The sequence below is a fragment of the Paenibacillus sp. Y5S-9 genome (assembly GCF_036894235.1).
In the GTDB taxonomy this organism is placed as follows: Bacteria; Bacillota; Bacilli; order Paenibacillales; family Paenibacillaceae; genus Paenibacillus.
Genome location: NZ_CP145887.1, coordinates 5,199,268 through 5,226,117, shown reverse-complemented (window position 1 = coordinate 5,226,117; position 26,850 = coordinate 5,199,268). Strand labels below are relative to the sequence as shown.

The window sequence follows — 26,850 nt, the reverse complement described above, 5'->3', positions numbered from 1 at the left end:
CAAATCGAAAACACAAAAAAACGTATGCTTCACGAGCTGTTACTCGTGAGACATACGTTTTTTTTATTTTGCAGAACTATGAACCATCTGAGAATGATCGGCCATGATTGCTGGCGTGGACTCCCTGATAATGGGTTTGGTCACAATGTGCGAGACCTGATAAGGTTGTGAGGGGCTATTAATCCGGGATAACAGCATCTCCGCAGCCTTAATGCCCATCTCATTGCTGTAAATATGAACCGTTGTTAATGCTGGCTCAATAATTCGAGATTGGGGTGCATTATCGAATCCGCATATCACAATATCCTGTGGCACAGCGACATTTCTGTCTTTTAACGCCCTGATCAGATCAACTGCTATAAAGTCATTAGCGCATACGTAAGCGGAAGGTAGGGAGGTCAGCTCTGCCACTCGCTGGTTCAACCATCCTAGCTTGGAGAAACACAGGCGATCATTATCTACGATGCAATGGGAGAGGTCGACCTGCAACCCCGCCTCCAGCATAGCACGCTGATATCCAACCCATCGTTCATTAAAGCTCTTGCAGTGATTGTAATCCCCGACGAATCCGATACTTGTGTAGCCGCTCTCAATTAATTTTTTGGTTAACTGGTAGATGCTATGTTCATTCTCCATGAGTAGCAAATCTGCTTGGAATTCGGGATAACATATGTTGGAAGCGCAATCGATAAAGATGGTGGGGATGCCCAGATCGGTAATGAGCTGTGTATATTCCAGATCAAATAATTCGATGCAAATGATGCCGTCTACTTTGGCTATATCAAAATTGTTAGGAAGTGTAAGTGTATCTTGATCGTCTTCACGCACGATATGAATCGAGAGATTGTATCCCTCCGCACTGATTCTTTTCTCCAAACCACTGATTAACAACGAACCAAAGTGAGATGTATTAGGCAGGTTTTCAGTTAACAGGGCGATATTGCCTGGAGCCTTGGTTAGAACATGTTCATTGTCCATATAGGCAAACTGTTTATATTTGAGTTCAATTGCTTTTTTAATTACACGATTTCGGGTCTCATCCGGGATGTTTCCGCTATCATTTAATGCTTTGGAAGCCGTATTCCTGGAAATCCCCAAAGCATCAGCAATGTCTTGTATCGTGACTTTTTCCTTTGCCATCTAATGCTTCACCTCTAATCATCAATAGTCATCCATATTCTTCTCTAAGTCAAATGTATAATAGAACGGGACAAATAGCAATCTCTGTTTTACAAATGCACAATTGTATTTACATTTAGATAGGCGAATTCTATTTTCATAATTGTTCCAGAAGTTTCTTTAACTATGTAACAATGATGATCTATTACAGTAATGCTATAGAAATATCTTTGCTATTATTGACGATTCAGTGCTATATATATGCAAATTTAATCCTCTTTAGTTACATTAATGCAAAGATAAAATGATCAAATGCACAAATATTTTTTTACAAAACGTATTGACTAAATCCGTTTAAACCTGATAAATTGTAAATTATTAAATAGGCAATTGTAAATATTGAAAGCCCTTACTGAAAACAATTGTCAACTTCTAGAATGGAACGGGGGTATTGTGTTGGATAACATAGCCGACAGCAAAAAGGGCGAAGGAAGGGTACTGAAAGTGAGGACGACAAGCGGTCATAGGTTGCAGCAGCTCAAAAAAAATTACTTTTTATATATGTTGCTTGCACCAGCTTTAATTTTGACTCTTATCTTCAAGTACATTCCGATGTACGGAGCCATCATTGCGTTTAAGGATTTCAGTCCGATCAAAGGTATCATGGGCAGTGATTGGGTAGGACTGAAGCATTTCGAGAAATTTATAGCTTCACCCAATTTCGATATCATTTTAATGAATACGCTTAAACTCAGCTTTTTGGGATTGATATTCAGTTTCCCGGTGCCCATTTTACTGGCACTCATGCTGAATCAGGTACGCAAAGCAGGCATCAAGAAAAATATTCAATTGTTTCTGTACGCACCCAATTTCATCTCGGTTGTTGTCGTTGTGGGTATGCTGTTCATCTTCCTCTCACCGACAGGGCCGATTAATCAATTAGCCACATGGATTACAGGTCAGCCGATTATGTTCATGTCTGAACCGGAATATTTCCGCTGGATCTACATTTTGTCCGATATCTGGACCGGAGCCGGCTGGGCTTCCATCATATACGTCGCGGCTTTGGCCAATGTTGATCCGGAGCTTCACAATGCGGCTAATCTGGATGGAGCCAATCTCCTTCAGCGTATTCGCCACATTGACCTTCCAACGATTCGTCCGATTATGGCCATCGTCTTTATCCTTGCAGCTGGCGGGATTATGTCCATTGGATTTGAAAAGGCCTATCTGATGCAGACGTCCATGAACCTGCCTTCCTCCGAGATTATTGCCACGTATGTCTACAAGGTGGGGCTGCAGTCTGGAGATTACGCTTATTCAGCGGCAGTTGGATTGTTCAACTCGGTTATCAATGTGATTTTGCTGGTGACGGTGAATCTGATTGTGAAGAAATTGAATGAAGGCGAAGGCCTCTATTAGGAAAGGAGTATTATCCATGGTTGTTAAACACACGGGAATGGATCGATTGATCCTCACACTCAATGCCATCTTTCTCACCTGTGCTGTACTGGTTGTGGTTGTTCCCCTGATTTATATTGTTATCGCCTCATTCATGGACCCCACTGTGCTACTGAATCGTGGACTGTCCTTTAATGTATCGGACTGGAGTTTGGACGGATATCAGATGATTTTGTCCAATCCAGCCATGATTCGGGGGTTTGCAAATGCGGTATTGTATTCGGTTTCCTTTGCACTGATCACCGTGACCGTATCCATATTTGCAGGTTATGCATTGTCGGATGATAGGCTCGCGGGACGTGGATTTTTCATGATTATCTTTATCATTACCATGTTCTTCGGCGGGGGATTAATCCCTACGTATCTACTTATACGTAATCTCGGCATGCTCGATACGGTGTGGGCAATCATCATCCCTGGAGCCGTTAACGTCTGGAACATCATTCTCTCCAGAACCTTTTTCAAAGGAGTCCCTCGAGAACTGAAAGAAGCTGCAAACGTGGATGGCGCCTCTGAGATGAAGATTTTCTTCCAGATCGTCATTCCGTTGTCGAAACCGATCATTTTTGTACTTGCCCTCTATGCGTTCGTTGGGCAATGGAATTCCTATTTTGATGCAATGATCTATCTGGATAATCCGAAACTGCATCCGTTACAGCTCGTTCTGCGTTCCATTCTGATTCAGAATCAGGCTGCACCTGGCATGATCAGTGATCAGCTTGCGATGGCAGAACTGAAACGGCTCTCCGAGATGATTAAATACTCAGCGATTGTCATTTCAAGTCTGCCACTCATCATCATGTACCCGTTCTTCCAGAAGTATTTCGAAAAAGGTGTCATGGTCGGTTCCCTCAAATAGTGAACAGCCTGCGATACAGTAAGTTGATCCAATCCAACTCATGGAGGTCATTATTATGAAAAAAGTGAACAAATCCAGAAAAGCCGTTACAACGGCATCCATTTCCATGTTATCTGCAATGCTCTTTCTAACCGCCTGTGGCGGGGGGGGAGGCGGCGCGGCAAGTGAGGCGCAATCCCCTGATGGCAAGGTGACATTGAATTTTATAACACAGAGCTCTCCGCTGGCTCCCGCTGATCCGAACGACAAGCTGATTAACAAGCGACTCGAAGAGAAAACCAATGTGCATATCAACTGGAAGAACTATACGAGTGATGTGTTTGCAGAAAAAAGAAATCTGGCGGTGGCCAGCGGTGATTTGCCGGATGCCATTTTTGATGCAGGTTACGGGGATTATGATCTCCTGAAACTGGCGAAGGACGGGGCGATCATTCCACTTGAGGACATGATTGAACAACACATGCCCAATCTGAAAAAGGTGCTGGAGGAAGCTCCCGAATACAAGAGCATGATCACGGCTCCAGACGGACATATCTATTCATTCCCATGGATTGAAGAACTCGGAAGTGGCAAACAACGGATTCAGGCAGTGGATAACTTGCCCTGGATTAATGTGGAATGGCTGAACAAGCTTGGACTGAAGATGCCGACGACAACCGAAGAACTGAAAGAAGTATTGATCGCGTTCAAAACCCAAGATCCTAACGGCAACGGTAAGGCAGACGAAATTCCGTTATCTTTCATTAACAAACCGGGCGGAGAAGATCTAACATTCCTCTTTGCGGCATTTGGACTCGGAGAGAACTGGGATCATACCGTGGTAACCAATGATGGGAAAGTGGTCTTCACGGCAGCTGATGAAGGCTACAAGGAGGCGGTTAAATACATTCATGAGCTGGTTCAGGAAGGTCTCGTCGATGTTGAGTCGTATCAGCAGGATTGGAACACGTATCTTGCGAAAGGCAAGGACAACAAGTACGGCATGTACTTCACTTGGGATAAGGCTAACATTACAGGCATGAATGATACGTATGATGTTCTGCCTCCGGTTGCTGGACCTAACGGCGAAGTTAATGTCACAAGAACAAACGGGATTGGGCTTGATCGTGGTCGCATGGTCATCACCAGCAGCAATAAAAACCTGGAATCCACAGCGAAGTGGGTAGACCAATTGTACGATCCGCTCCAATCCGTACAGAACAACTGGGGTACCTATGGAGATGAGAGTCAGCAAAATATTTTTGAATTTGATGAAGCCAAAGGGATGCTGAAGCATCTTCCGCTGGAAGGATCTGCACCTGTGGAACTTAGACAAAAAACCAGTATCGCAGGACCATTGGCCATTCTCGACAGTTATTATGACAAATACACAACCAAACCGGAAGATGCGGCTTGGCGGATGGAACTTCTCGACAAGGTTATGGTTCCGCATATGAAAGCGGAGAACGTATATCCAAGTGTGTTCTTCTCCATTGATGAACTGGATCGATTGTCCACGATTGAGACCGATCTCTTCGCCTACGTGTTACGTCTGCGTACAGAATGGTATCAGAACGGGAAAATAGATCAGGAATGGGATGCTTACTTGAAAGAGTTGGATCGCCTTGGATTGCAAGAATGGCTACAGATTAAACAAGCGGGATATGACCGTAATAACAAATAAAGAAAAGTACGGAGGAGAAACCATAATGTCGACAATTCTTAAACAAGATTACAGAAATGAATACCATTTTTCACCGAAAGAGAAGTGGATGAACGACCCAAACGGCATGGTGTTTTTCAATGGGGAGTATCACTTGTTCTACCAGTATCATCCGTTTGGTACTACATGGGGACCGATGCATTGGGGTCACGCGGTAACCCGAGATCTCGTCACTTGGGATGAACTTCCTGTAGCTCTGGCACCGGATGAACATGGCATGATTTTCTCCGGCAGTGCGGTGGTGGACTGGAACAATACTTCCGGATTTTTCGAAGATGAGCCGGGGTTGGTAGCCATTTTTACACATCATCTGGAAGTACCAAATGAGCATCCTGTTCAGCGTCAGAGTCTGGCGTATAGCAAAGACAACGGCAGAACCTGGGCTAAATACGAGGGTAATCCGGTATTAAAGCATGAGTCCTTTGTAGATTTCCGTGATCCCAAGGTGTTCTGGCATGAGCAGACCAAGGAATGGGTTATGATTATCGCTTGTGGTCAAACGGTATGTCTGTACCGATCTCCCAATCTGAAGGATTGGACGCTAGGAAGTGAATTTGGCGCCGGGATTGGTTCACACGATGGCGTGTGGGAATGCCCGGACCTGTTCCCGCTTGCAGTGGATGGAGATTCAGAGCAGGTGAAGTGGGTGATGCTCGTTAGCATCGGTGCAGATCCTGCTTTTAAAGAAGGATCCAGAACACAATATTTTACCGGAGATTTTGATGGAAGTACATTTGTCCCAGATGAGGCATCCCATACGGTTCGCTGGATTGATCATGGCCGGGATAACTACGCGGGAGTTAGTTGGTCAGACATTCCGGCTGAAGACGGCAGACGCCTGTTTATGGGGTGGATGAGCAACTGGATGTATGCCAACCAGACGCCAACCAATGATTATCGTGGAGCAATGACCATTGCACGGGAGCTGTCACTGGAGACAAGAGCCGGAGAAGTAATACTGATTCAACGTCCTGCGCGTGAGCTTAAGCAAGCCCGTACGCCATTATTGTCCCTACAGGATGCTTCGATTCAGCAAGTGAGTGAGCAGTTGAACGCTTTGCAAATAGTGAACTATGAGATCCATGCAGAGTGGACTCCAAATCAGTCGTTCCATTTTGCCTTAAGAAGCGGAGCTGACAACGAAACACTCGTTGGCGTAGACGCCAACCGAGGGGAAGTGTATATCGATCGTAGTGGATCGGGTATCGGCGATTTTCATGAACATTTCCTGAGCCGCCACACAGCTGAGTTAAAAGAAGTGAATGGAAATCAAAGCTTGCGTATCTTTGTAGATCAATCATCTGTGGAGGTATTTGCAAATGATGGTCAGGCGGTTATTACGGATCTGATCTATCCGGATGTGGATTCCAAGGGCATCTCTGCTCATGCCGAAAATACCGATCTGGTCTTCTCTTCACTTCATATCTATGAGATATCATCAACCAGGGCTAAAGGTTAATTGTAATGAAGGAAAGGAGTCCAGAACGATGCGTATTGGAGCCATAGAAGCGGGCGGAACAAAGTTTGTATGTGGTGTAGGTAATGAGCATGGACAGATTGAAGATCGGATCAGCTTTCCAACAGAACATCCGGAGACCACTCTTGCCAAGGTGATCGACTATTTCAGGGATAAAGATGTGGAAGCGATGGGGGTTGGCTCCTTTGGTCCGATTGATCTGCAACCGGATAGTCCCACCTATGGTTATATTACGACCACACCTAAGCCTGGGTGGGGGAACTGTAATGTGATTGGAACCTTGAAGCATGAATTTCCGGTTCCTTTTGGATGGGATACGGATGTGAATGCTGCCGCGCTCGGTGAAGTGACGTGGGGAGCGGCGCAAGGGCTGGACAACTGTGTATATTACACGATTGGTACAGGCGTTGGTGTTGGACTTGTGGCAGGGGGCCAACGAGTCCATGGATTGTTACATCCCGAGGGTGGACATATTCGCACAAGACGCCATCCAGACGATCACTTTGCCGGATTATGCCCGTATCATGGCGATTGTCTGGAGGGTATGGCTGCAGGACCAGCCATTGAAGCCCGTTGGCAGATCCCTGGCAGTGAACTGCCGGCAGATCATCCGGCGTGGGAGATCGAATCCTTTTACATTGCGGAGTCGATTACAACGGCCATCTTGCTTCATTCGCCGCAGAAGATCATCTTGGGCGGTGGTGTGATGCAGCAAGATCATCTGTTTCCTATGATCCGGGAACAGGTAGTGCGGAATCTTAATGGTTATGTGAATGCAGCCCCAATCACGCAACATATCGACCAATATATTGTGCAGCCCAGATTGGGCCAGCATGCAGGCTTGTGTGGTGCGCTCGCATTGGGTCTGGAAGCATTGCAGCAGCATGCAGCACAAGCGTCACATGCTTCGTAGTTTTCTGAAATAATCTACATCCCAGAAGGGATGGCTGCGGGTTCGCTTATTTGTATAAGCAAGACTGCACCGTCCTTTTTGGGCTTTTTTATTTTTTGAGGAGTTCAATATGTTTGAAAAAAAAGTGCGTTCTAAAATCCGATGTTGCTCAAGTGAGCTGCCAAAGGTATGATTTTTAGTGTTCTATAGTGCGATAAGATATTCAAAAATTAACGTGTCTCCACTGGAAAGGAATTCAACCAATGAACCCAATAACAATACGTCAAGCTGTACAGGCAGACCAAGAGCAACTGGCCGATTTGCGAGCCTTGGTATTATACGATGATCTAACCAGACTGGGAAGGTACGATGATGTGAAGGTGCGTGAACGTTTCCGGAATACATTCGACCCTGCCCATACGCGGATTATTGAAGTGGGGGGGTCAATGGTAGGTTGTGTAGCGTTGAAGCCCAAGTCTGAGGCATATCTATTGGAACATTTCTACATACATCCCGATTATCAAGGCCAGAGAATAGGAACTCAGGTACTGAACATGCTGCTGGAACAGGATGAAGTTCAGGGGAAACGGATTATTTTAAATGTTTTGCAGGGAAGCCCTGCTCGGCGATTGTATGAACGATTTGGATTTATATTGGACAGTGAAGATGAGGTCGATGTATTTATGTCGGTCCAATTGCCGGAATAGTATGATTACTATACGTATTAAAAATTAACTTCATATTTACGTTCTGACTGCGTAGTGGTCAGTGTAACGGTTACGTAACAGACCCATTCATTTAATTCTTGAATGGGTCTATTGAACTTTTCTATTATACTTTCCGATGACGTTATCCTAATATGGATAATAACCTACTTTTTATATAGGAATTATATAGTATGGAGAATGCCAAGATGCCACAATGGAAGAGAAATCTGTATATTCTGTGGTTCGGCCTGTTTTTCAATCATATGGCGTACTCGCTATCCGTTCCGTTCTTTCCTATATTCCTGCAAAATGATCTCGGTATCCAGAGTGGCTTGGAAGCTTGGTCGGGTATCTCCATTTCCATCAGCTTTCTGATCAGCGGATTATGCGCACCCTTCTGGGGATCACTGGCTGATAAATATGGCAGCAAACTGATGCTGGTCCGTTCCGGAGTGGGGCTAGGCATTGCACATCTGGCTAACTTCTTTGTGTATGATCCGTATACGTTTATCGCGGTGAGGGTCTTTCAGGGACTCATGGCTGGTTTTCATCCCGCCTCGATTACACTGATCGGTACCAATACTCCGGAGAAACAGGTGGGTTATGCACTTGGCGTAATCTCCACGGCCAGCGCTGCGGGCGGGATTCTTGGTCCTCTTGCCGGTGGTGTATTGAGTCACTGGATCGGACTGCGGGGATGTTTCATTGCATCCGCTGTAATTACATTACTCGCGGCTCTGATGGTCCTCGGTGTTAAGGAGTCACGACAAACTCGTACGATCGTTCCAACGAAGATCATAGGGGATTTGAAAAGAGCGGCTTCCACGCCGGGTTTGATGCGAATCTACGGTTTGATTCTCTTAGTCTCGACCTCCGTGCTCATCATCGAACCGGTGCTGACGCTCTATGTGGTCCAGATTGGCGGAGATATTGGCAGTGCAACACTCAGTGCAGGAATTGTCTTCTCGGCGATTGGTGTGGCAACCGTCATTATGGGGCCGCGATGGGGGAAGATTGGTGGAAGGATCGGATACGAGAAAACCCTGTTTATCGGTCTTTTCGGCGGTGGGATTGGCAGTCTGCTGCAAATGACAGCAACGAATCTGATTTATTTTGGCAGCCTGCGATTTGTTTATGGTCTATTCTTTGCCGCGGTCTATCCGGCGCTTAATGCGTTGATCATCAAATATGCTGATCACGATTTTCGTGGGAGGGCTGTCAGTCTGAGTCAGACGGCGAGTCAGTTCGGTATTGTGCTTGGACCGTTAATCGGTGGTTTTCTCGGTGGATGGATCGGCATTCCGTTTATTTTTCTATTTACAGGGATTGTATTGCTTGGAGCGGCTTGGGCAGTCCGGGTAAGTGATGTGAAACAGGCGGATAAACCGGGATTAGGCATGGCAACAGCAGAAGTTAGCGGAAACAGCATAAAGAAATGATGAAACGACTCTCAGAGATAAAAGGATACTCGAACTGAATGGTCATCACCACAACATAGGGAGGAATATATATGTCGCAACGACAATTGAAGTTGGGAGCCAATCTGAACGGAGTGGGTAACAGCATTTCCTTTTGGCGTCACCCGGATATTTCAATTAACGCGAGCGTTAGTCTGGAATTCTACAAGAAGCAGGTGCGTATCGCGGAAAAAGGCAAGTTTGATCTGCTCTTTATTGCAGATGGCCTCTTCATTAACGAGAAGTCCAATCCTCATTTTCTCAATCGCTTTGAACCTCTCACGCTTCTGTCCGCACTCGCCGGGTCAACTTCTCACATCGGGCTGGTTGCTACATTGTCTACTTCCTATAGTGAACCCTTCACGGTTGCGCGGCAATTTGCCTCGTTGGATCAATTAAGCGGTGGGAGAGCCGGATGGAATGTGGTCACTTCACCTCTGGAAGGATCGGCACTTAATTTTGGCAAAGGCGAACATCCGAACCATGCGCTGCGCTACGAGATTGCGGAAGAACATCTGAATGTGGTCAAAGGACTTTGGGATTCCTGGGAGGACGATGCCTTTATCGGAGACAAGGAACAGGGCGTATTTTTCGATCCTGCCAAGTTACATACGCTGAATCACAAAGGAGCACACTTCTCGGTACAGGGGCCGCTTAATGTAGGGCGTTCGAAGCAGGGTCACCCGGTGATTTTTCAGGCGGGCTCATCTGAATCTGGTAAAGATCTGGCCGCCCGATCGGCAGATGCCGTCTACACAGGACATGAGACGATCGAGGAAGCAAGGGAGTTCTACCGGGATGTGAAGGCAAGAGCGGTGGCTTATGGACGCAAGGCAGAAGATATCCTGATCTTCCCGGGCATCGGTCCCATTGTAGGTAGAACAGCGGAAGAAGCGGAGCAGAAGTATCAGGAAATTGCCGAACTGGTGAGTATTGATCAGGCGTTGAACTATCTGGGGCGGTACTTCGATCATTACGACTTCTCCCAATTCCCGCTGGACGAACCTTTTCCCGAGATTGGGGAGATCGGCAGCAACAGCTTCCGCAGTACAACAGATAAGATTAAGCAGCAGGCACGGGAACAGGGGCTGACCCTGCGCCAAGTCGCGTTGCTGGCATCCACTCCACGTACATCGTTCATTGGTACACCGGATCAGATCGCAGATCAGATTCAGGAATGGTTTGAAGGCGAAGCGGCAGACGGATTCAATGTTCGTACCGTGGTGCCCAATGGTTTGGAAGATTTCGTGGAGCTAGTTGTCCCGGTTCTGCAAGAACGAGGGCTGTTCCGCACGGAGTATGAACATGAGACGCTAAGGGAGAATCTGGGTCTTGAGATTCCGCGTAACCGGTATACGTTAGAGAGCGTGAGATAGAGAAGTTAGAGCGGTAATGACGTTAATATAACGTTGTTGCGGCTCTTTTTTAATGGTTTCTTTTTTGGAGAGTACTGCTATTATAAAATGATAAAGAAAATGATACACAAGCTGCAATTCCAGACGAGTCACAGGAGGAGATTGGGATGATTAGAGGGTTAACGAATGCGGGACTGGGCAACATCGAGTCTGATGAACAATATATCACAGAGGCGGCCAGGCACGGATTCGGATCTGTAGATTTGAATCCGCTCTCATTGATTGAAACGTATGGCAAGGAACGGGCGCAACATCTGCTGGAAAGCAATCAGGTGATCATCGGTTCATCGGGTCTGACGGTAGAGTGGCGGACGACAGATGAACAATTTCGTGAGGGGTTGCAATCTTTGGTCGCTATGGCAGAAGCTTCTGCTTCACTGAATTGTTACAGCTGCTGCACGTATATTTTACCCTCAACGGATCAACCGGCAGCACAATTTATGGCGGCGGCTACGAAACGCTTGAGACTCTGCGCAGATATCTTGGATGCTTATGGGATTAAGTTGGGTCTGGAGTTTGTGGGATGCCATCACTTGCGGACGCAATGGAAGCATCCGTTTATCTGGCGTGTGGAAGATACGCTGGACTGGATTGAGACGATCCATGCGCCTAACGTAGGTTTACTGGTGGATTCCTATCACTGGCATACGAATGGTTTACCGATGGAAGATCTGTTGAAGTTGAAGAAAGAGCAGATTGTTCATGTGCATATCAATGATGCTTATGATCTGCCCGTTGAAGAATTGCTGGATTATGAGCGTTTATACCCCGGCGAAGGGGTCATTGATTTGGGTGGATTTCTGAGAAATCTGCAGGCGATTGGTTACAATGGCGTGGTGGCTCAGGAAGTACTGGCACCGGCATCGAATCTAAGTTTGAGTGAAATATTGGCTAAGTCGAAAGCGGGTTTTGACAAGGTATTTGCGGCAATCTAAGTTACTGAAAAAAGGAGGGGGTGTTCCTAGCTATATTTGTGGCTTATGGAACACCCCTGTTCTTGTTCAATTAATCCAGCACGCCGTGATCTTTCATCAGTTGTCTCGTAACGATCCACAGTCTGTTTTGCATGGCCTCATCTCCTCCAGGATGTATAGGAACAATAGATGCTCCAGTCCCCACATTGAAATATCCTCCCGAAACCTCGCCATACTTCGAATCCACAGCCAACCGAGTAATGATATCCGCACCCCGGCGCGGGTCGCCAATGTGCAAAAAGGTTAAAATGCGTTCAAGCACACTTGCAAACCATAGCTCTCGTCCAAGACCTGTAACATTAAAGCCAGGATTCAAGGCATTTACGCGAATTCCGGTTCCACGCCATTGTCTGGCTAGTTCACCAGTAAACATAATATTGAGCAGTTTGGTTTTGCCATAGATTGGAGAGGAACCGCGTGAAGTAAAAGGAGTGATATCTGTTAAGTCATCTGGCAGCACCAATGTGCCGTGATTCCGCGAAGCTTCAGATGCAACATTGACGACACGGGCATGGCCCGACTGAATCAGGGAAGATTGCAAGGTGTGCGTTAACAGCCAAGGTGCCAAATAGTTGACGGCAATCATCTCGGCATATCCTTCGGACGTGACTCTCTGTTCAAAAGCATGAAGTCCGGCATTGTTCAGAAGTACGTCTATACGTGGATAAGCGGCTGCAATCTCAAGCCCCACACGTTTTACATCACTTAGTAAGGACAAGTCTCCATAGAAAAATTCGATTTTGGCAGAAGGCATGATCTCCTTGATTTTGTACCTGGTAGCCTCGGCACGTTCCTTGCTTCGGGCTGTGAGTATAAGATGTGCCCCACGTTTGGCGAGTTCCATGGCTGCAAGCTGCCCTAAACCGCTTGTTGCTCCGGTAATCACAATAATGGGATGTTTAGTTTTCATAAGAAGATCTCCTTTTGACACGAATAGATTCGGAATTATATAATGGACATAAATCAACTATAAATATTAATTGATATTTGTCAACTATATTTCGAGAAGTCTACTTTCATGTATCTGGGAGAGGGAGTTAACAATAATGAGTAAAAATCCAGTCAAAACCAAAGATAGAACAGCCCTGGAGCTAGCGCTGGGTGAGCAGATTCATGCACTGATCAGTGCTTCGCATGCGCTTAACGTTCGATCTGCCGAGCGTTTTGATGCGAATCTGCAACCTGCCGCTTTTCAACTGGTACGGTGGCTCTACTCCTACGGCCCAACAAGCGCCGCGGCCTTGGCAGAAGCGAATGCAATGGACCGCAGCTCGGTCAGCCGATTAATCAAACAACTCGAAAAGTCAGGATATGTTAGCAAAGAGCAAGACCCCAACGATCGGCGCGGGGTGTTACTGTCTCTTACGGAACTGGGTCAACAATCGACGGTTGCTGCGCTCAAGCAGAAGGAGTCAGCTTTTTATGACCGTATATCCAGATGGGATGATAAGGAACTGGAGCGTTTCACCGTCTTGCTAAGGCAGTTTAATGGATTGGAAGAAAAGTGAGAGGAACATTAGTGAGGATTGTATTTGATACCTGAACCATAGGACATGTCACCATTGAGCGAGGTAGACTACAAATTTATAGCAAAAGCGGACATCTGGTGATGTCCGCTCGTGAAGTTCCCAGATCATTTATAGTTTCCAGGGAAGCTGCGGGATTTTATATCGGAAACCCTGATGGTTTCCTTTTCTCACATATATCCAAGGTGGTGGGACAGGGGTGCCTAGTGCTTTATACAAGACCGTTCCTTCATCGCTTGCGGAATATTCTTCGATACTACTTTGGATATCCTCCCAATGAACCTTACCTTGGTAAGACAGTGTCTGCCCTTGAACGATAACATGAGGTGCACCTGAAATGATTCTCTGCGTTATGTTGAGAACTCCAACCTTTCCTGAGGACAACATCATCAATTCGCTCATGAAAAGTATGATAATCAAAATGACTATGCTCACAATCCATCGCTTTTTGCTCATTTTGTGACCTCCACTACCTAGGGATCATTCCCTCATAGTTAATGTCTTTTAATGACATAATCTCGTCAGAGATGGTGTTGATTTTGACTGAGTAGGGCTTAATAGCTTGCAGGAATTCATTAATGCTCTTCTTACGATCTTTATGAAATACGGTAGCTGTTATGTGATTCTCTTTTAATACGTTATCGTTCATTATGACTTGTTTAGAATAACTAACTGAATTACTATAATCGATTAGATGCGTAACCCCCGTGAATTTGCCATTAGTTAATGTACCTTTGGAGAACTCGGATGGTTTAATCCCAATATATTTTTCAGAAGAACCGTGTTTCTTTTTATAATCGATAATCGTGTCAAAAAAGTCCTTATCCCCGGTTAACTTTTCGTTGAAATAATCATTTTTGAGAGCAATCGTAGTTGTGTGATCAGTATATCCTAGTGAGACAGTATCTGAAGAGTGAATTGCGTAATATCCTTGAGTCATCTTGCCCTGATTGAATGTTCCATTGTTAATGGTGTTGATGTATCTGTCAAGTATAGGGTAAACCTTACCATCAGAAGTAAGATACTGTACTTCTAACCATTGCGTAATTTCTTTTCCTTTACCATGATATGTATCATTAATCCATGATCCGGTGTAGGTTTTTGTAGTGAATTCACCTGTTCCATGGCCCATATTAGATTCATCGTAATCCTCAAAGGGGACACCTCCACCTTCAACTAATGTATATGTATACTTGCCTTTTCCTTGCCGCTTACCACTCACCCAATCTCCAGAGTAAACTTCGGTTTCTCCCCATCTTGCGGTTCCTTTACCATGAGGTTTCCCGTTTAAAACTTCACCATAGTACGTCGCTCCATCTGACAATTTTAAGTTTACTTTCTTCGATGCTGCTTCTGTTGGAGTAGCGCTTGATAATAGTCCAATGATAATGGTGATCGTTAATCCAAAACCTAGATAGAATCTTTTCAAAAGTGTGCAACTCCTTCAATGTATATGGATCTTTGCGTTGTTAGCCATCTTCAACATTATCGGTTTATGTATCGTATTTTTCCAGTTTAAATATAAAGTGGAGATAGGTCGGATCTTACAAACAACTCGTCCCCAGTTTACAAAAGTAAAGATGTAAAGGCTGAAACAAAATCCCGCTCAACTCAAAGTACCTGCGGCTTCTGGGCATATCATGCCTGTGATTCGTGGGTGCTTTTTTCTATACTCAGCGTATACGTAACCCTGATCTTTTTACAAAACCTACTATGTTCTCGGTTTCATCATTTCTCCTACACGAGGTCTCCTCCTAATGATCCACAGCAGTGGTGGAACTTTCCTGAATCGTGAACAATCTCTGAATTTTGTATCACCTCCTATATGCTGCGTTTTTCCTAGATTCACTCCCTCAATATGGAGCAGTATAGAGTATAACTTCGTTAGGATAAGTTAGAAAAACCTTTAACGGGATATGAAAGAATGCAGGTATATGTAAAATTTTAAATACATGCTTCCAGGCCGTTGACCCTGCCCCCGAAAGCCTCTTATATTTACTTCCGACACAACAACTCAGAACGGGTGGTGGGATGATTTTGTTCAATAATAAAGGCAAGAAAATGCTCGCTATGCTTACACTTATACCTTTGGCTACAGGGATGGTCATGGGAGCTTTCCCTGCTGCGATAACGTATGCAGATGCGGGAGATAACACACCAACCAACAGCTCGATAACAGGTTCTTGGCAAACCGGAGATTTGCATGTACATACGTTTGAGTCCGATGATGCACAGGTTTCACTGGAGAACGTGCTCGACGCGGGTTTAACCAAATATGGGCTGGATTGGATCGCGCTTACGGATCATTTGCGGTTATCCAAGCGAGATCACAACGGGAACGACATTTCGGGTGGACCAATACCCATGTCCCAAGGGATGAATGAATATCAGGTACCACAGATCAAGGCACTTCAGGATGCAGGCAAATATGCAGGTAAAACGATCTTCTCCGGTTTCGAATGGGACATGCCAACACATGAACACGTTGGGGTGGGGATTCTTACAGATGAGCCGAACTCAACCGAAGCGCTGAACGCTGCCAAGGAATTCGAATACCGTTTCACGAATCGTGCAGCGAATTTGTTTAATGCGGCTGACGTAGCCAAATGGGATCAGAACGGAGGGCGTGCCTACACGACCCATCAGGATGCCTTAACCGCCATCAATTGGCTCGCTACGAACTATCCAATGACAAGTTATGCGATGATCAACCATCCTTCACGCGGCAAAAACAAATATACCATCGCGGACTTCCGTGAGTTTAACGATCTGGCTCCACAAGTGGTATTCGGTATCGAAGGCATGCTGGGTAACCAGATGGAACCTGATCGTGGAGGGTACAACACAAGCTACAATGTAGCTAATCCGACCGCTGATGATGGATACAAATACCGTACATACGGCGGTGTAGACTATATGGTCGCCAAGGTTGGCGGACTATGGGATGCATTGCTTGGAGAAGGACGCCACTTCTGGAACTATGGCAATTCGGATTACCACTTCAAGACGATTGGCGCAAATTCCAGCGGTTATTTTCCGGGCGAATATGCCAAGACCTATTCATGGGTTGAGGGTACAGGCATGCAGGCTGTTCTGGATGGACTGCGTTCGGGGAAATCATTTTCCGTATTTGGTGACCTGATCAACGCACTGGATTTCACGGCTTCCGGAGCGGGTGCTCAGGTTGAGATGGGTGGAGACCTTAATGTGACTCAAGGCGATGAAGTTGAGCTGAAGATCCGCTTCAAGAGTCCAACGACGAGCAACAACTATGAAAATCCAATCAACAGCGGCACGTCTGCTGGACAAGTACCCGTGGTGGATCACGTCGATCTCATCGCTGGGGATGTGACAGCCAAGGCACAGAAGGGCACAGCCGCATATACCAAAGACACCAACGACTCTACCAAAGTACTGGCTACCTTCACATCCAACGATTGGACGACAGATGCCGAAGGTTATAATGTCATCACGTACAAGATCAAAGCTACAGATCAGGACAAGTATTTCCGCCTGCGCGGTACGAATCTGGGCATGAACGTGACAGGTGAGACTGTAAATGGTGAACCACAGCTTGATCCGAAAAATACGACAGCTGATGCAACGACCCGTTTTAATCAAATTAACGATAGCAACTATCGCGATCTGTGGTTCTACTCCAACCCAATCTTCATGAGTGCCACACCTTACAGTGACGCACAGGCTGTAACCGATACGCTTCAAGCAATTGATCTGGGCGATCTGAACGCGGTCCATTCCGATCTCACCCTTCCTGTCGAAGGGAAGCATGGGGCAACGATTAGTTGGTCCAGCTCCAAGCCGGAACTAATGAATAACGAGGGCAAGCTGCTAACGCAACCGGACAATAATGAGCGATTGGAACTGACGGCAACTGTGCAACGTGGCACGGAGTCACAACCCAAAACGTTCACTGTCATTGTGGAAGGCACGAATAATCAGGCGCTGGTGTTAAAAAGCAACATAACTACCGCTGACGGCCAGCCGTATCACACGGAGATATGGACGAACCAGTCCGTAACGGTTAGTGTAACCAGCGCAGTATACGCACCTGCTACTTCCGCGATCATCGAGTTGTCCCGTGATGGAGGGCAGACGTACGAACCATATACAGAGAATACACCTTTGGAGGTAACAGAGCCTGGAGAGCACAACCTTTTATTCCGAGCAACCGATGATCTGGAACAAACGTATACTTTACCTCTGGTCATTAAAATAGACCGTGAGATTCCCGTCATCACCCTGCAAGGTAGCAGCCAGATGACGCTGAATGTGGGAGATACGTATAACGAGCCTGGAGCACAGGCTTCTGATAATGTCGGCATCCGTGGTTCCGTGCAGGTGGATGGCACGGTGAACACACAAGCAGCAGGGATCTACACCCTTCGCTATAACGTGAAGGATATCGCTGGTAATGAAGCACAGGAAGTTATCCGTACTGTGACTGTACAAGCCCGCTCAGGCAATGGTGGCGGGGGTTCAGGTGGAGGTAATGGAGGCAACTCTGGTGGAGATTCTGGAGGAAGCACACCAAGTGTGCCAACAACGCCTACCGTTCCAACCACACCAACCAACCCGGAAACGGGGTCAGATTCATCCACTGAAGTGAAGGTTGAGGTGGAAGCGAATCAGCCGGTCCAAACGGGTTTGAAAGACATCGTGCAATTCAATGTTCCATCCGGAGCCATTGGTTCCAAGGATACGCTGCAAGTGTCTGTTGTTGCCAAGGACAAGTTGCAGAATACAGCTTCCCTGAATGTACTTGGACAAGCTGTACAGATCAGCCGCAGTGGCGGAAGAACGTTGAATGATCAGGCGGCATTGAGCCTGAATGTGGATTCGGCAGCTCTGCCGAATGGCACCCAACCTGCAATCTACTATTATAATGAAGCTCGTCAGAGCTGGGTATTTATCGGTGGCAAGACGAATGCAGCAGGAAGCATAACGGCTAATGTTAATCATCTGGGTACATTTGTTGTGTCCAGTTACACACCGGTGAATCTGTCTGACCTGAATGGACACTGGGCTTCCGACTACGCAGATCGTTTGTTGGGCATGAACGTGATTCAAGGTTACACAGATGGAACATTCCAACCATCCAAGAAGATCACACGGGCAGAGTTTGTTACGTTGCTCAGTAAGGCGCTGGCATTGAAGTCCGTGGAGTCGGATCTGACATTTGCAGATCAAGGTAGTCTGCCAGACTGGGCGAAAGGGGATATTGCCGCAGCCGTGCAAGCCGGAATCGTGAAAGGCTATGGTGATAACACCTTTAAGCCCGATCGGACCATTACCCGTGCCGAGATGGCAGTCATGATGGCGAATGCGCTGAAAGTAAGTTCAGATGCACAAGCCGGAATGTCTGGTAATACATCCGTTAAACCAAGTTTCACTGATGCATCGCAGACGCCATCTTGGGCACAAGAAGCACTGGATGCAGCGGTGCAAGCCAAGATTGTGAGCGGATATACGGACCATACGGTTCGTGCAGGAAGTGAAACGACCCGAGCGGAAGCTGCGACGATGATCTTTAAGTTGTTGCTCGCCATGTACGTGTAAGAAGTAACAAAGAGAATTAACCGTATTTACAGCAGATATAATGTAGATAAAAAACTGATATCCTTTTGGGGTATCAGTTTTTTTGAGATTAAGAGTTGCTCATCTCTTCGGGGGTGGCATGTAAGAAGGTCCATTGCTGTAATTCACGAGACGAAAGGGCAAGTTACTGTGATAGAATGAGTTAGGTTTGGATGATGAAACGGTGGGGGCTAGAACATGAACAAAACGGAGCGGCAGCTTGCGATTACACTTGAATTGCAGCGAAGAAAGATGTTAAGAGCAGAAGATTTAGCTGCTCAATTGGAGACAAGTGTACGTACGATATATCGAGATATTCAGGCATTAAGTGAGGCTGGTGTTCCAATTATGGGAGCTCCGGGTCATGGGTATTCCCTGATGGAAGGATATTTTCTGCCCCCGGTAAGCTTCACCGCAGAAGAGGCCGTATCCCTGCTTATGGGAGCTGATTTTATCGAACAGAGATTGGATACAGAATACGCGATGGAGGCTAAGTCGGCTCAACGCAAAATTGAAGCGATTTTACCTGAATCCGTTCGTGACGAATCCACACGTGTACGGGAAACGATGAGACTGCTTCATACGGTGGAACCATTAACCCGAGCACGGGTGAAAACATACCTTAACCAGATTCGTAATGCCATTCTGGATCAACGTAAAATCAGCTTTATGTACCTGAAAAAAATGCCAGGAACGGATGGAAATCGGTATAATATGCGTGAGGTTTCACCCTACGGACTCTCACTTGTTCAGGAGAATTGGATGTTAATTGCACGTTGTGATATGCGGCAAGACATCCGTCATTTTCGTTTGTCACGCATGACTGAACTTTCCGTGCTGGAGGATCACTTCACTTTGCCGCCGGATTTTGATCTAAACAGTTATCGACCTCCTGATGACCGTAACGAACACATATTAATCAGGGCAAAACCCGAAATTGCTGACAAAATTATGGAGGCCCTTCATTTTTATATGGATGCATTTGAGGAGCAAGAGGAAGGTGTCATTTTTCATTTTCGTGTCCGCTACCCGGAGGAAATATTGCATTATTTGCTTGGCTGGGGTGGAGATATCGAGGTCTTGGAGCCGGAGTCTTTGCGCTTCCGAATGCAGGAAGTAGCCAAAAACATCTTAAAACACTACTTAAAACACTACTGACATACACCTGTCAGTAGTGTTTTTTTATACTTTGGTATATCACAGATCAAGAGGAGTGGGTTGAAGGATGAGAAGTACAACGGAAGTATTGAAATCATTGGAAATGACAGACAGAAGATAGTGGATTGGCGTTGTGTCTGCTTCTCATGTAAATGTAGCCGTAGAGGGAGGGTTTGCGCAGCTATGCCATGGCAAGTCAGCAATGTTGCGACAGATGTCCGCGGGTGATTGGATGATATACTACTCTCCACGTACAGACATATCAACTGGCAAGCCACTTCAGGCGTTTACCGCTATTGGTCAAATTAACGATGATAGGATATACCAATATCAGATGTCGGAATCCTTTGTACCCTTTCGCCGGGATCTCCGTTATCTTCCGTGTCGAGAAGTAAAGATCGCAACGTTGTTAGACCAACTCAGTTTTACACGCGGGAATCGCAATTGGGGGTTTCCATTTCGTAAAGGTCACTTTGAAATTGGGGCTGAAGACTTTATGATGATAGCTTCCTCCATGTTGGAAGATGAGACACAGTCACTACTAAATATTAGCTTAAGCCAGAAATGTTAACCAAACCAAAAGGTCCATAGATTGTCTATGGACCTTTTTGCTTTATGGATAATCATATCCTCCACCGTTGATATTACATTTGCGAAGACGCTGGATGCCCAAGGAAAGACCTTTAATTGCCCCGTATTTCTCAATAGCTTGAATCATATACACAGAACAGCTTGGTTCAAAACGACATTTATTCCTCACTTCAATGGGGGCAAAACGTTGATAAATTCTAATACTCCATATCAGGATTGCTCTAACACGTCGTAGAACGATGAAGAACATACTTGCTATGAAAACAATCTGGGCACTTAGCAAAGCATATACTGGAATGAATGGATTCAAGAGATAGAAACAGATCATAGAGATGATTAGACCTGCGAATAATGCAAGTGTAACGTTAAGCAAAGACTTCAACCAATCAATTTCTGGAATAACATGAGTTCTTATATAGAAACTGCTTCGAGGATCGTTTTCTTCATGATGTGTATGTAAGAGTCTAATAAGTTCTTCTTCGGATGGCATGTTATTATATATCAGTTCCTCAGATTCTGAGTTTCTCATGATTGTTGTACTATTATTAAATCTCTCTGTAGAAAATCAGCATATAATGATGCGTTGTAACAGGTTGCTGGAGACAACCGGGCTTCTCGGTGACGGCTAGCGACTCCATGGATTGATAGATCCATCCGGATTGTGCTTTGTGATTGATGATATCCGCAAATAAATTAACAGCAGCCTGAGTATCACCTCGGTTTACTTGAACATTTTTCGGACCTGGAACGACTGTGTACTCTCTCATTTAAATCATCCTTTCGTATGTTGGAATTATGGCAATAGACATTCCATTATTTTACTATGGGTATGGTGAACTGTCGATTGAAACTTATTAGATGATATTAAATTAAATGATAGGCCATCTAACAGGATGGTCTTTGTTGCTATTAAGGTTTAAATTTAAGTGGAAAAGTCAATAAAAGCTCTGTAAGCAACGCTGTACAATCCACTGAAAACCAGTACAATTGAACCTATAAGAACATGAGATAAAGAGAGGAATTTCTCCATGACGGATACAAGTGGGAATCGTAAAGTTGACGGCTATTTGAAGAAACTCAAAACGTGGAAGGAAGAGTCCGCAAAGCTGAGAGAGATTATTCGGGATTTTGAACTGACAGAGGATATGAAGTGGATGCATCCTTGTTACATGCTGGATGGGAAAAACATCGTTTTAATCCATGGATTCAAAGAATACGTGGCCATTCTGTTCTTCAAAGGTGCTCTACTGAAGGATACACACGGCATTTTGGTCCAGCAAACGGAGAATGTACAGGCAGAACGCCAGCTTCGCTTCACCAGTCTGGAGCAGATTGTGGAGCAGGAGGCTATGATCAAAGCCTATATCCAGCAAGCGATTGAAGTGGAACAAGCCGGACTGCAAGTGGAAATGAAAAAAACTGCCGAATATAGCGTTCCTGAGGAACTTCAACAGCAATTCGATGAGAATCCTGCTTTCCGAGATGCATTTGAAGCACTGACACCCGGACGGCAGCGGGCATATCTCTATTATTTCTCACAACCGAAGCAATCCAAAACAAAAGTGTCACGAATCGAGAAGTACATGCAGCCGATCCTGGAGGGCAAAGGATTGAATGATTAATCTTATAACAATATATTTGAGGGAAATTAAGAGTAAAAGCGAGTTGAGAGCCTTTCAGATATAATCCGAAAGGCTTTTTGCTGTTTTTGCTAAAAGTATAGATAACAGGAGAGTGTCCCATATGATTCGAACTTACCAATACTACGCAATTTTTAATTTTGCTGAAGATGGAATTAATGTTACATTTCCTGATCTGCCCGGATGTTTCACCTGTGGCGATTCAGTTGAAGAAGCATTATTGATGGCGAAAGAAGCGCTTGAATTATTTTTGGATGGAGAACCTGTTGAAGACATTCCGCCTCCTCAAAGGATAATGCCTGAATTATTGAACCCTAAAGATAAAGCGTATTTAATTGAAGCAAGTATTACGTATTATTGATGAATTCTATGTTTACATATCTGAAGCTACAGTAAAAATATCGGAATAAATAAGGCCGCCAAGCAGATTCCTAAGGTCGAGGCCAGAATCAATGACGTAATACCTGAGAAAATCGTATTGATTTGCAAAAAGGTATTATCCCTCTAAATTAATCATGACCCAATGATACCGTCTAAGGTTAGGAAGACGACGACGTTAGGTTTATTTTGGTACCAACGAATGATTTCGTCGTCCATTTCGGAACCGTGCCCCATGGTATCGACATCAATTTGTAACGCAACCCTTACGTCTTCCATGCTTTCCATGGGGAGTCGCTCAACAGTTCTAGATAAGGAACACCATGTTCATCCGTGACAATTAGGAAATAACCGAGATGATCAGATTGGGTCTGACAAAACTTGTTGTTAATCTCATCCCACAGTTGCACGTCAGTGTAAAAGAATTCTCCCACACGGCGCATCGTCGTCACACCCGCATGGAGTACAGTCAGTGCGTTATGTTTCATTTTTTTTTAAGCGTTTCTGCCGAGCTTGGTATCCAATATCGATTATAGGCACACTGCAACAAGCCTCAAATGGTGGATATGCTTTTCGCTACTTTTTTTGGAATTGGATTGAAAATATTTTTAAAAAAGGAAACATTTATGATAAATAACTCGTTATATACAGTGTGGGTGACATGAATATGGAAGGTTTGGATTGGAGGGGAACAAAAAAGATTGAGTTAGATAAGCACACTTTAACAAATTCATTCAATTCTAATGAAATGAGGGGGAAGGTTTAAAATGAAATCTCGAAGAACTTTTTTATTCTCCGTATTTGGACTAATATTCACACTCTCTTTTGTGTCACAAGCATATGCTGCTTCTACTGATTTGCCATCATATCCTATTGCAAAGCAAGAGAAGAGTGAATGGTGTTGGGCAGCAGTTAGTTCAAGTGTTCTTAAATTCATGGCTAGCAAAAATGTATATCAATGCGATTTCGTTAAGACAGTGAAGTCAACCAGTTCTTGTACAAATGTATCGGCATCCACAGTAGAAGCCCAAAGTGGAATGCATGACTATGGAGTATCTTCTAATTATTACTCAGGTAATTTGAATGTTGCCCAAGTAAAAAGTCAGATTGATGGAGGGCGCCCCGTATATGTGAGTTGGAAATGGAATAGTCCTACGGCTCTTGTTGGTCATGCAGTTGCTATTTATGGCTATAGTAATACTCCAACATATACTTATTATATGCATTATCTGGATCCTTGGGATGGTGTGAAAACTTCAATGGAATTCTCGAAATTTAATGGAGGTACGGGAGCAGACAGAACGTGGAGATGGGGACTTAAAGACTTTTGGCATTATCAATAAGGATTAGCTGAGGAGGTCTATAATCATGAAATATATGAGAATTTTAATGGTGATATATATGGGTCTATTGGTCAGTTACACTATGGCTCCAAGTAGTTATGCCAGCAATGTGCCTGAAGATGTACAGACATTTGCCAAAGGACAAGGGTTGGATGAATTTAAAAAAATGGTATTAGACGATCCTATGGGATATGGTTATAAAAATGAAGAAGAAGTTAAGTCTGTCACCTTAGGCCCTGGTTTCGAAGTATACTTATTTGACTCTGAGAAGTTTGAAAAAGTATCTGACAGTCTGATTGATGTGTCTAAGCCGACAGGACAGTATGACTTTATTGTGCAATCGGGCGGTGTTGGAAAGTCATTTCTTAGTATAGAACAATTCGAAGGTGAGTTCAGAGTGGTTCTTGCAGGAGGAGATGCCTCCAGGTTGGATGCGTCCTTAAATACGATGACAAAATCCTTATCTACTGACGTGGATACGCTTAATCCGGTATTAATCAAGGACGGAAATATCCGTTATTTGGCCGTGAAGATCAATGGTAAAGAAGTAAATATACCAGATGTACCTACTGAGAAAAAGTCACTCATGGGAGGTATGGATAATAATCAGCTATGGGATTCCTCCAAGACGATTGATTTCCTAAAAGATGTGCAATCCCAAGGAGTTGATCCAGAAGTAGACGGTGCGGGTGGCTATCCGGTCATTAACTCCGGTACATCTGTGAATAATTATATGAGTATAACAATAATGAGTTTGGTCATTGCTTTAGTAGGCTCAATAGTAATGTACATGTGGGTAAGAAAAAAACAGAGTTTGAAATGATTTAAACACCACAGACACTCCATTCAACGAAGAACTCTCCTTCCGTTCACAAAGTAAGCATGTTGAGGGTTAAATTGAAGTTATGCTTAACCAAAAGCACCTACGAAGGCAGGGTACCCTGCCTTCGTAGGTGCTTTTTTTATACTGGAATAATGAATTTGTTTATTAATATTCACTCCTGAATTCACCAAACTGAGTTTAGAACATCGTCGACTTCTTTGATTCTTGTGACAGATGGTGTTTGAATTAGATTTCCTTTGACCATGACCATAGAGATGTCTGACAAGGCCTCGATATGTTCCAGCGGATTTTGCTCCATAATAATCAGATCAGCATGTTTCCCGATATCCACCGTCCCTGTAACATCGTCAACGCCCAGGATCTTCGCATTGGTTCGAGTCACCATGTCGATGACCTGTTTGTTGTTCAGGTTGGCCTGTCTCATGTAGTGATCCATCTCTCTCCACATATCATAGTGAGTTACGTAAGGCATAGCGGCATCAGTGCCGATCCCGATGGTGATGCCGTTCTCGATCGCTTGTTTTACGCCTTTGAGCATGGAATCGTAGACGAGTCTGGAATTCTCTTTTACCGTTGCACTTACCTTCGTTACGCTGGTATCCAGTGAAGCGGAGGGATAAGCGGCTTGCAGGGTGGGGATGAGTGCGGTGTAGCCATTCAGGGCATTGGGATTATTTTTGTACAAACGAATGATTTCGTCGTCCATCTCCGAACCATGCTCGATGGTATCAATGCCACCTTGTAACGCAACTCTTACGCCTTCCGTGCTCTCAACATGCGCTGCTACCCGCAAACCGATCTTGTGGGCTTCATTGCAGATCGCTGCAACTTCGTCCACCGTCATCTGTAAACGTCCAGCTTCGCCCACCATTTTCGCATCCGTCACGCCACCCGTCACACAGATTTTGATCAGATCCACGCCGTGTTTCACATTGATGCGAACATTTTTTAATGCTTCCCATGGGGAATCGCCCACCAGAGCGAGAAAGGGAGCACCATGTCCACCCGTTACACTTAGGAAAAAACCAGAGACAAGCAGATTAGGGCCGACAAAGTCACCGTTATTAATCTCATCCCGCAGCTGGACGTCCGTGTAAAAGAATTCCCCCACGCTGCGCATCGTTGTCACACCCGCATGGAGTGCGGTCAGCGCGTTGCGTTTCATGCGTTTTTTCAATACGTTTCTGCCAAACTTCGTGTTCAATATCCGATCATAGGCAAACTGCAACAAGCCTTCACTGACCGAGAGACTGAACGGTTTACCGTCTGCAAAGAGGTGGACGTGGGCGTTGATCAGTCCAGGCATCACGTATTTCCCTGAGAGGTCAATTGTTGTGTAGTGACTAGGGATAAGTAGTTCGTTATCTTTGCCAATATCCTGAATAAGTCCTTGTTCATTGACGAGAATCGTTATGTTTTTTTGCAGATTGCGGCTTGAGTCGCCGTGGATCAGATGGACGTTTTTTAATGCGTAAGCGGTGTTCATGTTGTGTTCCTCCTTGGAATGGTTGGTGAAGCTATATAAGTTGAATGATGGGTATGTACACTTATCACTCCGATGACAGAACAACCTTCGGATCGCTGTTATCCCCAGATTTTTTTGATACCCTCTTATTAGGGGAAATCCGGTGATAAATGCGAATTCTTCGCTTCCTCTGTTTATTTCTGTCCTCTCCGTTATTGTGTAAATGTAGGTTTAACTTAAATAGTTT

The 26,850-nt window shown here is 45.0% G+C and carries 24 protein-coding genes; 17 read left to right on the top strand and 7 right to left on the bottom strand.

Going from position 1 to position 26,850, the window contains the following annotated elements:
• Positions 1-63: 63 nt before the first annotated feature.
• On the bottom strand, positions 64-1,140 hold the full coding sequence (locus V6669_RS22980) for a LacI family DNA-binding transcriptional regulator (RefSeq protein ID WP_338588243.1): 1,077 nt from the start codon (positions 1,138-1,140) through the stop codon (positions 64-66).
• Positions 1,141-1,680: 540 nt separating this feature from the next.
• On the opposite strand from V6669_RS22980, the gene V6669_RS22975 reads away from it, so the two are divergent.
• The 9 genes from V6669_RS22975 to V6669_RS22935 all read left to right on the top strand — a co-directional run bounded on the left by V6669_RS22975 (position 1,681) and on the right by V6669_RS22935 (position 12,024).
• Entirely contained in the window at positions 1,681-2,541 is an 861-nt protein-coding gene (locus tag V6669_RS22975; protein WP_223200008.1) for an ABC transporter permease subunit, read from the top strand.
• Positions 2,542-2,557: 16 nt separating this feature from the next.
• Positions 2,558-3,439: a carbohydrate ABC transporter permease gene (locus tag V6669_RS22970; protein ID WP_091027870.1), complete on the top strand. Its 882-nt coding sequence runs from the start codon at positions 2,558-2,560 to the stop codon at positions 3,437-3,439.
• 55 nt (positions 3,440-3,494) lie between these two features.
• A complete protein-coding gene (locus V6669_RS22965; protein ID WP_017686933.1) occupies positions 3,495-5,102 on the top strand; it encodes an ABC transporter substrate-binding protein in 1,608 nt (535 codons plus the stop codon).
• 25 nt (positions 5,103-5,127) lie between these two features.
• Positions 5,128-6,600: a glycoside hydrolase family 32 protein gene (locus tag V6669_RS22960; protein WP_338588241.1), complete on the top strand. Its 1,473-nt coding sequence runs from the start codon at positions 5,128-5,130 to the stop codon at positions 6,598-6,600.
• 28 nt (positions 6,601-6,628) lie between these two features.
• On the top strand, positions 6,629-7,531 hold the full coding sequence (locus V6669_RS22955) for an ROK family protein (protein WP_338588240.1): 903 nt from the start codon (positions 6,629-6,631) through the stop codon (positions 7,529-7,531).
• A 242-nt stretch (positions 7,532-7,773) separates the two neighbouring features.
• A complete protein-coding gene (locus V6669_RS22950) occupies positions 7,774-8,217 on the top strand; it encodes a GNAT family N-acetyltransferase (protein ID WP_338588239.1) in 444 nt (147 codons plus the stop codon).
• Between the two features lie 206 nt (positions 8,218-8,423).
• Entirely contained in the window at positions 8,424-9,656 is a 1,233-nt protein-coding gene (locus V6669_RS22945; protein ID WP_338588238.1) for an MFS transporter, read from the top strand.
• 71 nt (positions 9,657-9,727) lie between these two features.
• A complete protein-coding gene (locus tag V6669_RS22940) occupies positions 9,728-11,050 on the top strand; it encodes an LLM class flavin-dependent oxidoreductase (protein WP_338588237.1) in 1,323 nt (440 codons plus the stop codon).
• Between the two features lie 146 nt (positions 11,051-11,196).
• Positions 11,197-12,024, top strand: a complete 828-nt coding sequence (locus V6669_RS22935) for a sugar phosphate isomerase/epimerase family protein (RefSeq protein WP_338588236.1) — start codon at positions 11,197-11,199, stop codon at positions 12,022-12,024.
• Between the two features lie 70 nt (positions 12,025-12,094).
• On the opposite strand, the gene V6669_RS22930 is transcribed toward V6669_RS22935, so the two are convergent.
• The gene (locus tag V6669_RS22930) at positions 12,095-12,973 is read right to left on the bottom strand and encodes an SDR family NAD(P)-dependent oxidoreductase (protein WP_338588235.1); all 879 of its coding nucleotides are present in this window, start codon (positions 12,971-12,973) and stop codon (positions 12,095-12,097) included.
• Positions 12,974-13,109: 136 nt separating this feature from the next.
• Between V6669_RS22930 and V6669_RS22925 the strand changes: the two genes are divergently transcribed.
• Complete coding sequence (locus tag V6669_RS22925; RefSeq protein WP_338588234.1) at positions 13,110-13,571, top strand: MarR family transcriptional regulator; 462 nt, start codon at positions 13,110-13,112, stop codon at positions 13,569-13,571.
• A gap of 487 nt (positions 13,572-14,058) precedes the next feature.
• On the opposite strand, the gene V6669_RS22920 is transcribed toward V6669_RS22925, so the two are convergent.
• Positions 14,059-15,018 carry a hypothetical protein gene (locus tag V6669_RS22920; RefSeq protein ID WP_338588233.1) on the bottom strand — a complete coding sequence of 320 codons (960 nt, stop codon included), beginning with the start codon at positions 15,016-15,018 and terminating at the stop codon, positions 14,059-14,061.
• Between the two features lie 608 nt (positions 15,019-15,626).
• Here V6669_RS22920 and V6669_RS22915 point away from each other — a divergent pair.
• The 3 genes from V6669_RS22915 to V6669_RS22905 all read left to right on the top strand — a co-directional run bounded on the left by V6669_RS22915 (position 15,627) and on the right by V6669_RS22905 (position 20,913).
• Positions 15,627-19,166, top strand: coding sequence for an S-layer homology domain-containing protein (locus V6669_RS22915; RefSeq protein ID WP_338588232.1), 3,540 nt, complete (start codon positions 15,627-15,629; stop codon positions 19,164-19,166).
• A gap of 216 nt (positions 19,167-19,382) precedes the next feature.
• Positions 19,383-20,342 (top strand): YafY family protein, encoded by a 960-nt coding sequence (locus tag V6669_RS22910; RefSeq protein WP_338588231.1) that lies wholly within the window; start codon positions 19,383-19,385, stop codon positions 20,340-20,342.
• Between the two features lie 124 nt (positions 20,343-20,466).
• Entirely contained in the window at positions 20,467-20,913 is a 447-nt protein-coding gene (locus V6669_RS22905; RefSeq protein WP_338595020.1) for an EVE domain-containing protein, read from the top strand.
• A gap of 42 nt (positions 20,914-20,955) precedes the next feature.
• On the opposite strand, the gene yidD is transcribed toward V6669_RS22905, so the two are convergent.
• Together yidD and V6669_RS22895 are read right to left on the bottom strand one after the other, a co-directional pair.
• The gene (gene yidD, locus V6669_RS22900) at positions 20,956-21,183 is read right to left on the bottom strand and encodes a membrane protein insertion efficiency factor YidD (RefSeq protein WP_338595019.1); all 228 of its coding nucleotides are present in this window, start codon (positions 21,181-21,183) and stop codon (positions 20,956-20,958) included.
• Positions 21,184-21,478: 295 nt separating this feature from the next.
• On the bottom strand, positions 21,479-21,700 hold the full coding sequence (locus V6669_RS22895) for a hypothetical protein (RefSeq protein WP_100529170.1): 222 nt from the start codon (positions 21,698-21,700) through the stop codon (positions 21,479-21,481).
• Between the two features lie 261 nt (positions 21,701-21,961).
• Here V6669_RS22895 and V6669_RS22890 point away from each other — a divergent pair, with 261 nt between their 5' ends.
• Entirely contained in the window at positions 21,962-22,555 is a 594-nt protein-coding gene (locus V6669_RS22890; RefSeq protein ID WP_338588229.1) for a YdeI family protein, read from the top strand.
• Positions 22,556-22,676: 121 nt separating this feature from the next.
• On the top strand, positions 22,677-22,934 hold the full coding sequence (locus tag V6669_RS22885; protein ID WP_338588228.1) for a type II toxin-antitoxin system HicB family antitoxin: 258 nt from the start codon (positions 22,677-22,679) through the stop codon (positions 22,932-22,934).
• Positions 22,935-23,217: 283 nt separating this feature from the next.
• Here V6669_RS22885 and V6669_RS22880 read toward each other — a convergent pair whose 3' ends face one another.
• Positions 23,218-23,439 carry a hypothetical protein gene (locus V6669_RS22880; protein ID WP_338588227.1) on the bottom strand — a complete coding sequence of 74 codons (222 nt, stop codon included), beginning with the start codon at positions 23,437-23,439 and terminating at the stop codon, positions 23,218-23,220.
• 279 nt (positions 23,440-23,718) lie between these two features.
• On the opposite strand from V6669_RS22880, the gene V6669_RS22875 reads away from it, so the two are divergent.
• Both V6669_RS22875 and V6669_RS22870 read left to right on the top strand, forming a co-directional pair.
• On the top strand, positions 23,719-24,294 hold the full coding sequence (locus V6669_RS22875; protein WP_338588226.1) for a papain-like cysteine protease family protein: 576 nt from the start codon (positions 23,719-23,721) through the stop codon (positions 24,292-24,294).
• A 25-nt stretch (positions 24,295-24,319) separates the two neighbouring features.
• The gene (locus V6669_RS22870) at positions 24,320-25,117 is read left to right on the top strand and encodes a hypothetical protein (RefSeq protein WP_338588225.1); all 798 of its coding nucleotides are present in this window, start codon (positions 24,320-24,322) and stop codon (positions 25,115-25,117) included.
• 184 nt (positions 25,118-25,301) lie between these two features.
• On the opposite strand, the gene V6669_RS22865 is transcribed toward V6669_RS22870, so the two are convergent.
• Positions 25,302-26,624, bottom strand: a complete 1,323-nt coding sequence (locus V6669_RS22865; RefSeq protein WP_338588224.1) for an amidohydrolase family protein — start codon at positions 26,622-26,624, stop codon at positions 25,302-25,304.
• Between the last annotated feature and the right edge of the window lie 226 nt (positions 26,625-26,850).

What these genes read in the sequence shown, in the direction of transcription:
- V6669_RS22930 (WP_338588235.1), bottom strand. Translation starts at nt 12,973, where the DNA reads ATGAAAACTAAACATCCCATTATTGTGATTACCGGAGCAACAAGCGGT.
- V6669_RS22910 (WP_338588231.1), top strand. Translation starts at nt 19,383, where the DNA reads ATGAACAAAACGGAGCGGCAGCTTGCGATTACACTTGAATTGCAGCGA.
- V6669_RS22940 (WP_338588237.1), top strand. Translation starts at nt 9,728, where the DNA reads ATGTCGCAACGACAATTGAAGTTGGGAGCCAATCTGAACGGAGTGGGT.
- V6669_RS22925 (WP_338588234.1), top strand. Translation starts at nt 13,110, where the DNA reads ATGAGTAAAAATCCAGTCAAAACCAAAGATAGAACAGCCCTGGAGCTA.
- V6669_RS22980 (WP_338588243.1), bottom strand. Translation starts at nt 1,140, where the DNA reads ATGGCAAAGGAAAAAGTCACGATACAAGACATTGCTGATGCTTTGGGG.
- V6669_RS22960 (WP_338588241.1), top strand. Translation starts at nt 5,128, where the DNA reads ATGTCGACAATTCTTAAACAAGATTACAGAAATGAATACCATTTTTCA.
- V6669_RS22945 (WP_338588238.1), top strand. Translation starts at nt 8,424, where the DNA reads ATGCCACAATGGAAGAGAAATCTGTATATTCTGTGGTTCGGCCTGTTT.
- V6669_RS22865 (WP_338588224.1), bottom strand. Translation starts at nt 26,624, where the DNA reads ATGAACACCGCTTACGCATTAAAAAACGTCCATCTGATCCACGGCGAC.
- V6669_RS22970 (WP_091027870.1), top strand. Translation starts at nt 2,558, where the DNA reads ATGGTTGTTAAACACACGGGAATGGATCGATTGATCCTCACACTCAAT.
- yidD (WP_338595019.1), bottom strand. Translation starts at nt 21,183, where the DNA reads ATGTTCTTCATCGTTCTACGACGTGTTAGAGCAATCCTGATATGGAGT.
- V6669_RS22875 (WP_338588226.1), top strand. Translation starts at nt 23,719, where the DNA reads ATGAAATCTCGAAGAACTTTTTTATTCTCCGTATTTGGACTAATATTC.
- V6669_RS22975 (WP_223200008.1), top strand. Translation starts at nt 1,681, where the DNA reads ATGTTGCTTGCACCAGCTTTAATTTTGACTCTTATCTTCAAGTACATT.
- V6669_RS22870 (WP_338588225.1), top strand. Translation starts at nt 24,320, where the DNA reads ATGAAATATATGAGAATTTTAATGGTGATATATATGGGTCTATTGGTC.
- V6669_RS22885 (WP_338588228.1), top strand. Translation starts at nt 22,677, where the DNA reads ATGATTCGAACTTACCAATACTACGCAATTTTTAATTTTGCTGAAGAT.
- V6669_RS22950 (WP_338588239.1), top strand. Translation starts at nt 7,774, where the DNA reads ATGAACCCAATAACAATACGTCAAGCTGTACAGGCAGACCAAGAGCAA.
- V6669_RS22955 (WP_338588240.1), top strand. Translation starts at nt 6,629, where the DNA reads ATGCGTATTGGAGCCATAGAAGCGGGCGGAACAAAGTTTGTATGTGGT.
- V6669_RS22895 (WP_100529170.1), bottom strand. Translation starts at nt 21,700, where the DNA reads ATGAGAGAGTACACAGTCGTTCCAGGTCCGAAAAATGTTCAAGTAAAC.
- V6669_RS22880 (WP_338588227.1), bottom strand. Translation starts at nt 23,439, where the DNA reads ATGAAACATAACGCACTGACTGTACTCCATGCGGGTGTGACGACGATG.
- V6669_RS22965 (WP_017686933.1), top strand. Translation starts at nt 3,495, where the DNA reads ATGAAAAAAGTGAACAAATCCAGAAAAGCCGTTACAACGGCATCCATT.
- V6669_RS22890 (WP_338588229.1), top strand. Translation starts at nt 21,962, where the DNA reads ATGACGGATACAAGTGGGAATCGTAAAGTTGACGGCTATTTGAAGAAA.
- V6669_RS22935 (WP_338588236.1), top strand. Translation starts at nt 11,197, where the DNA reads ATGATTAGAGGGTTAACGAATGCGGGACTGGGCAACATCGAGTCTGAT.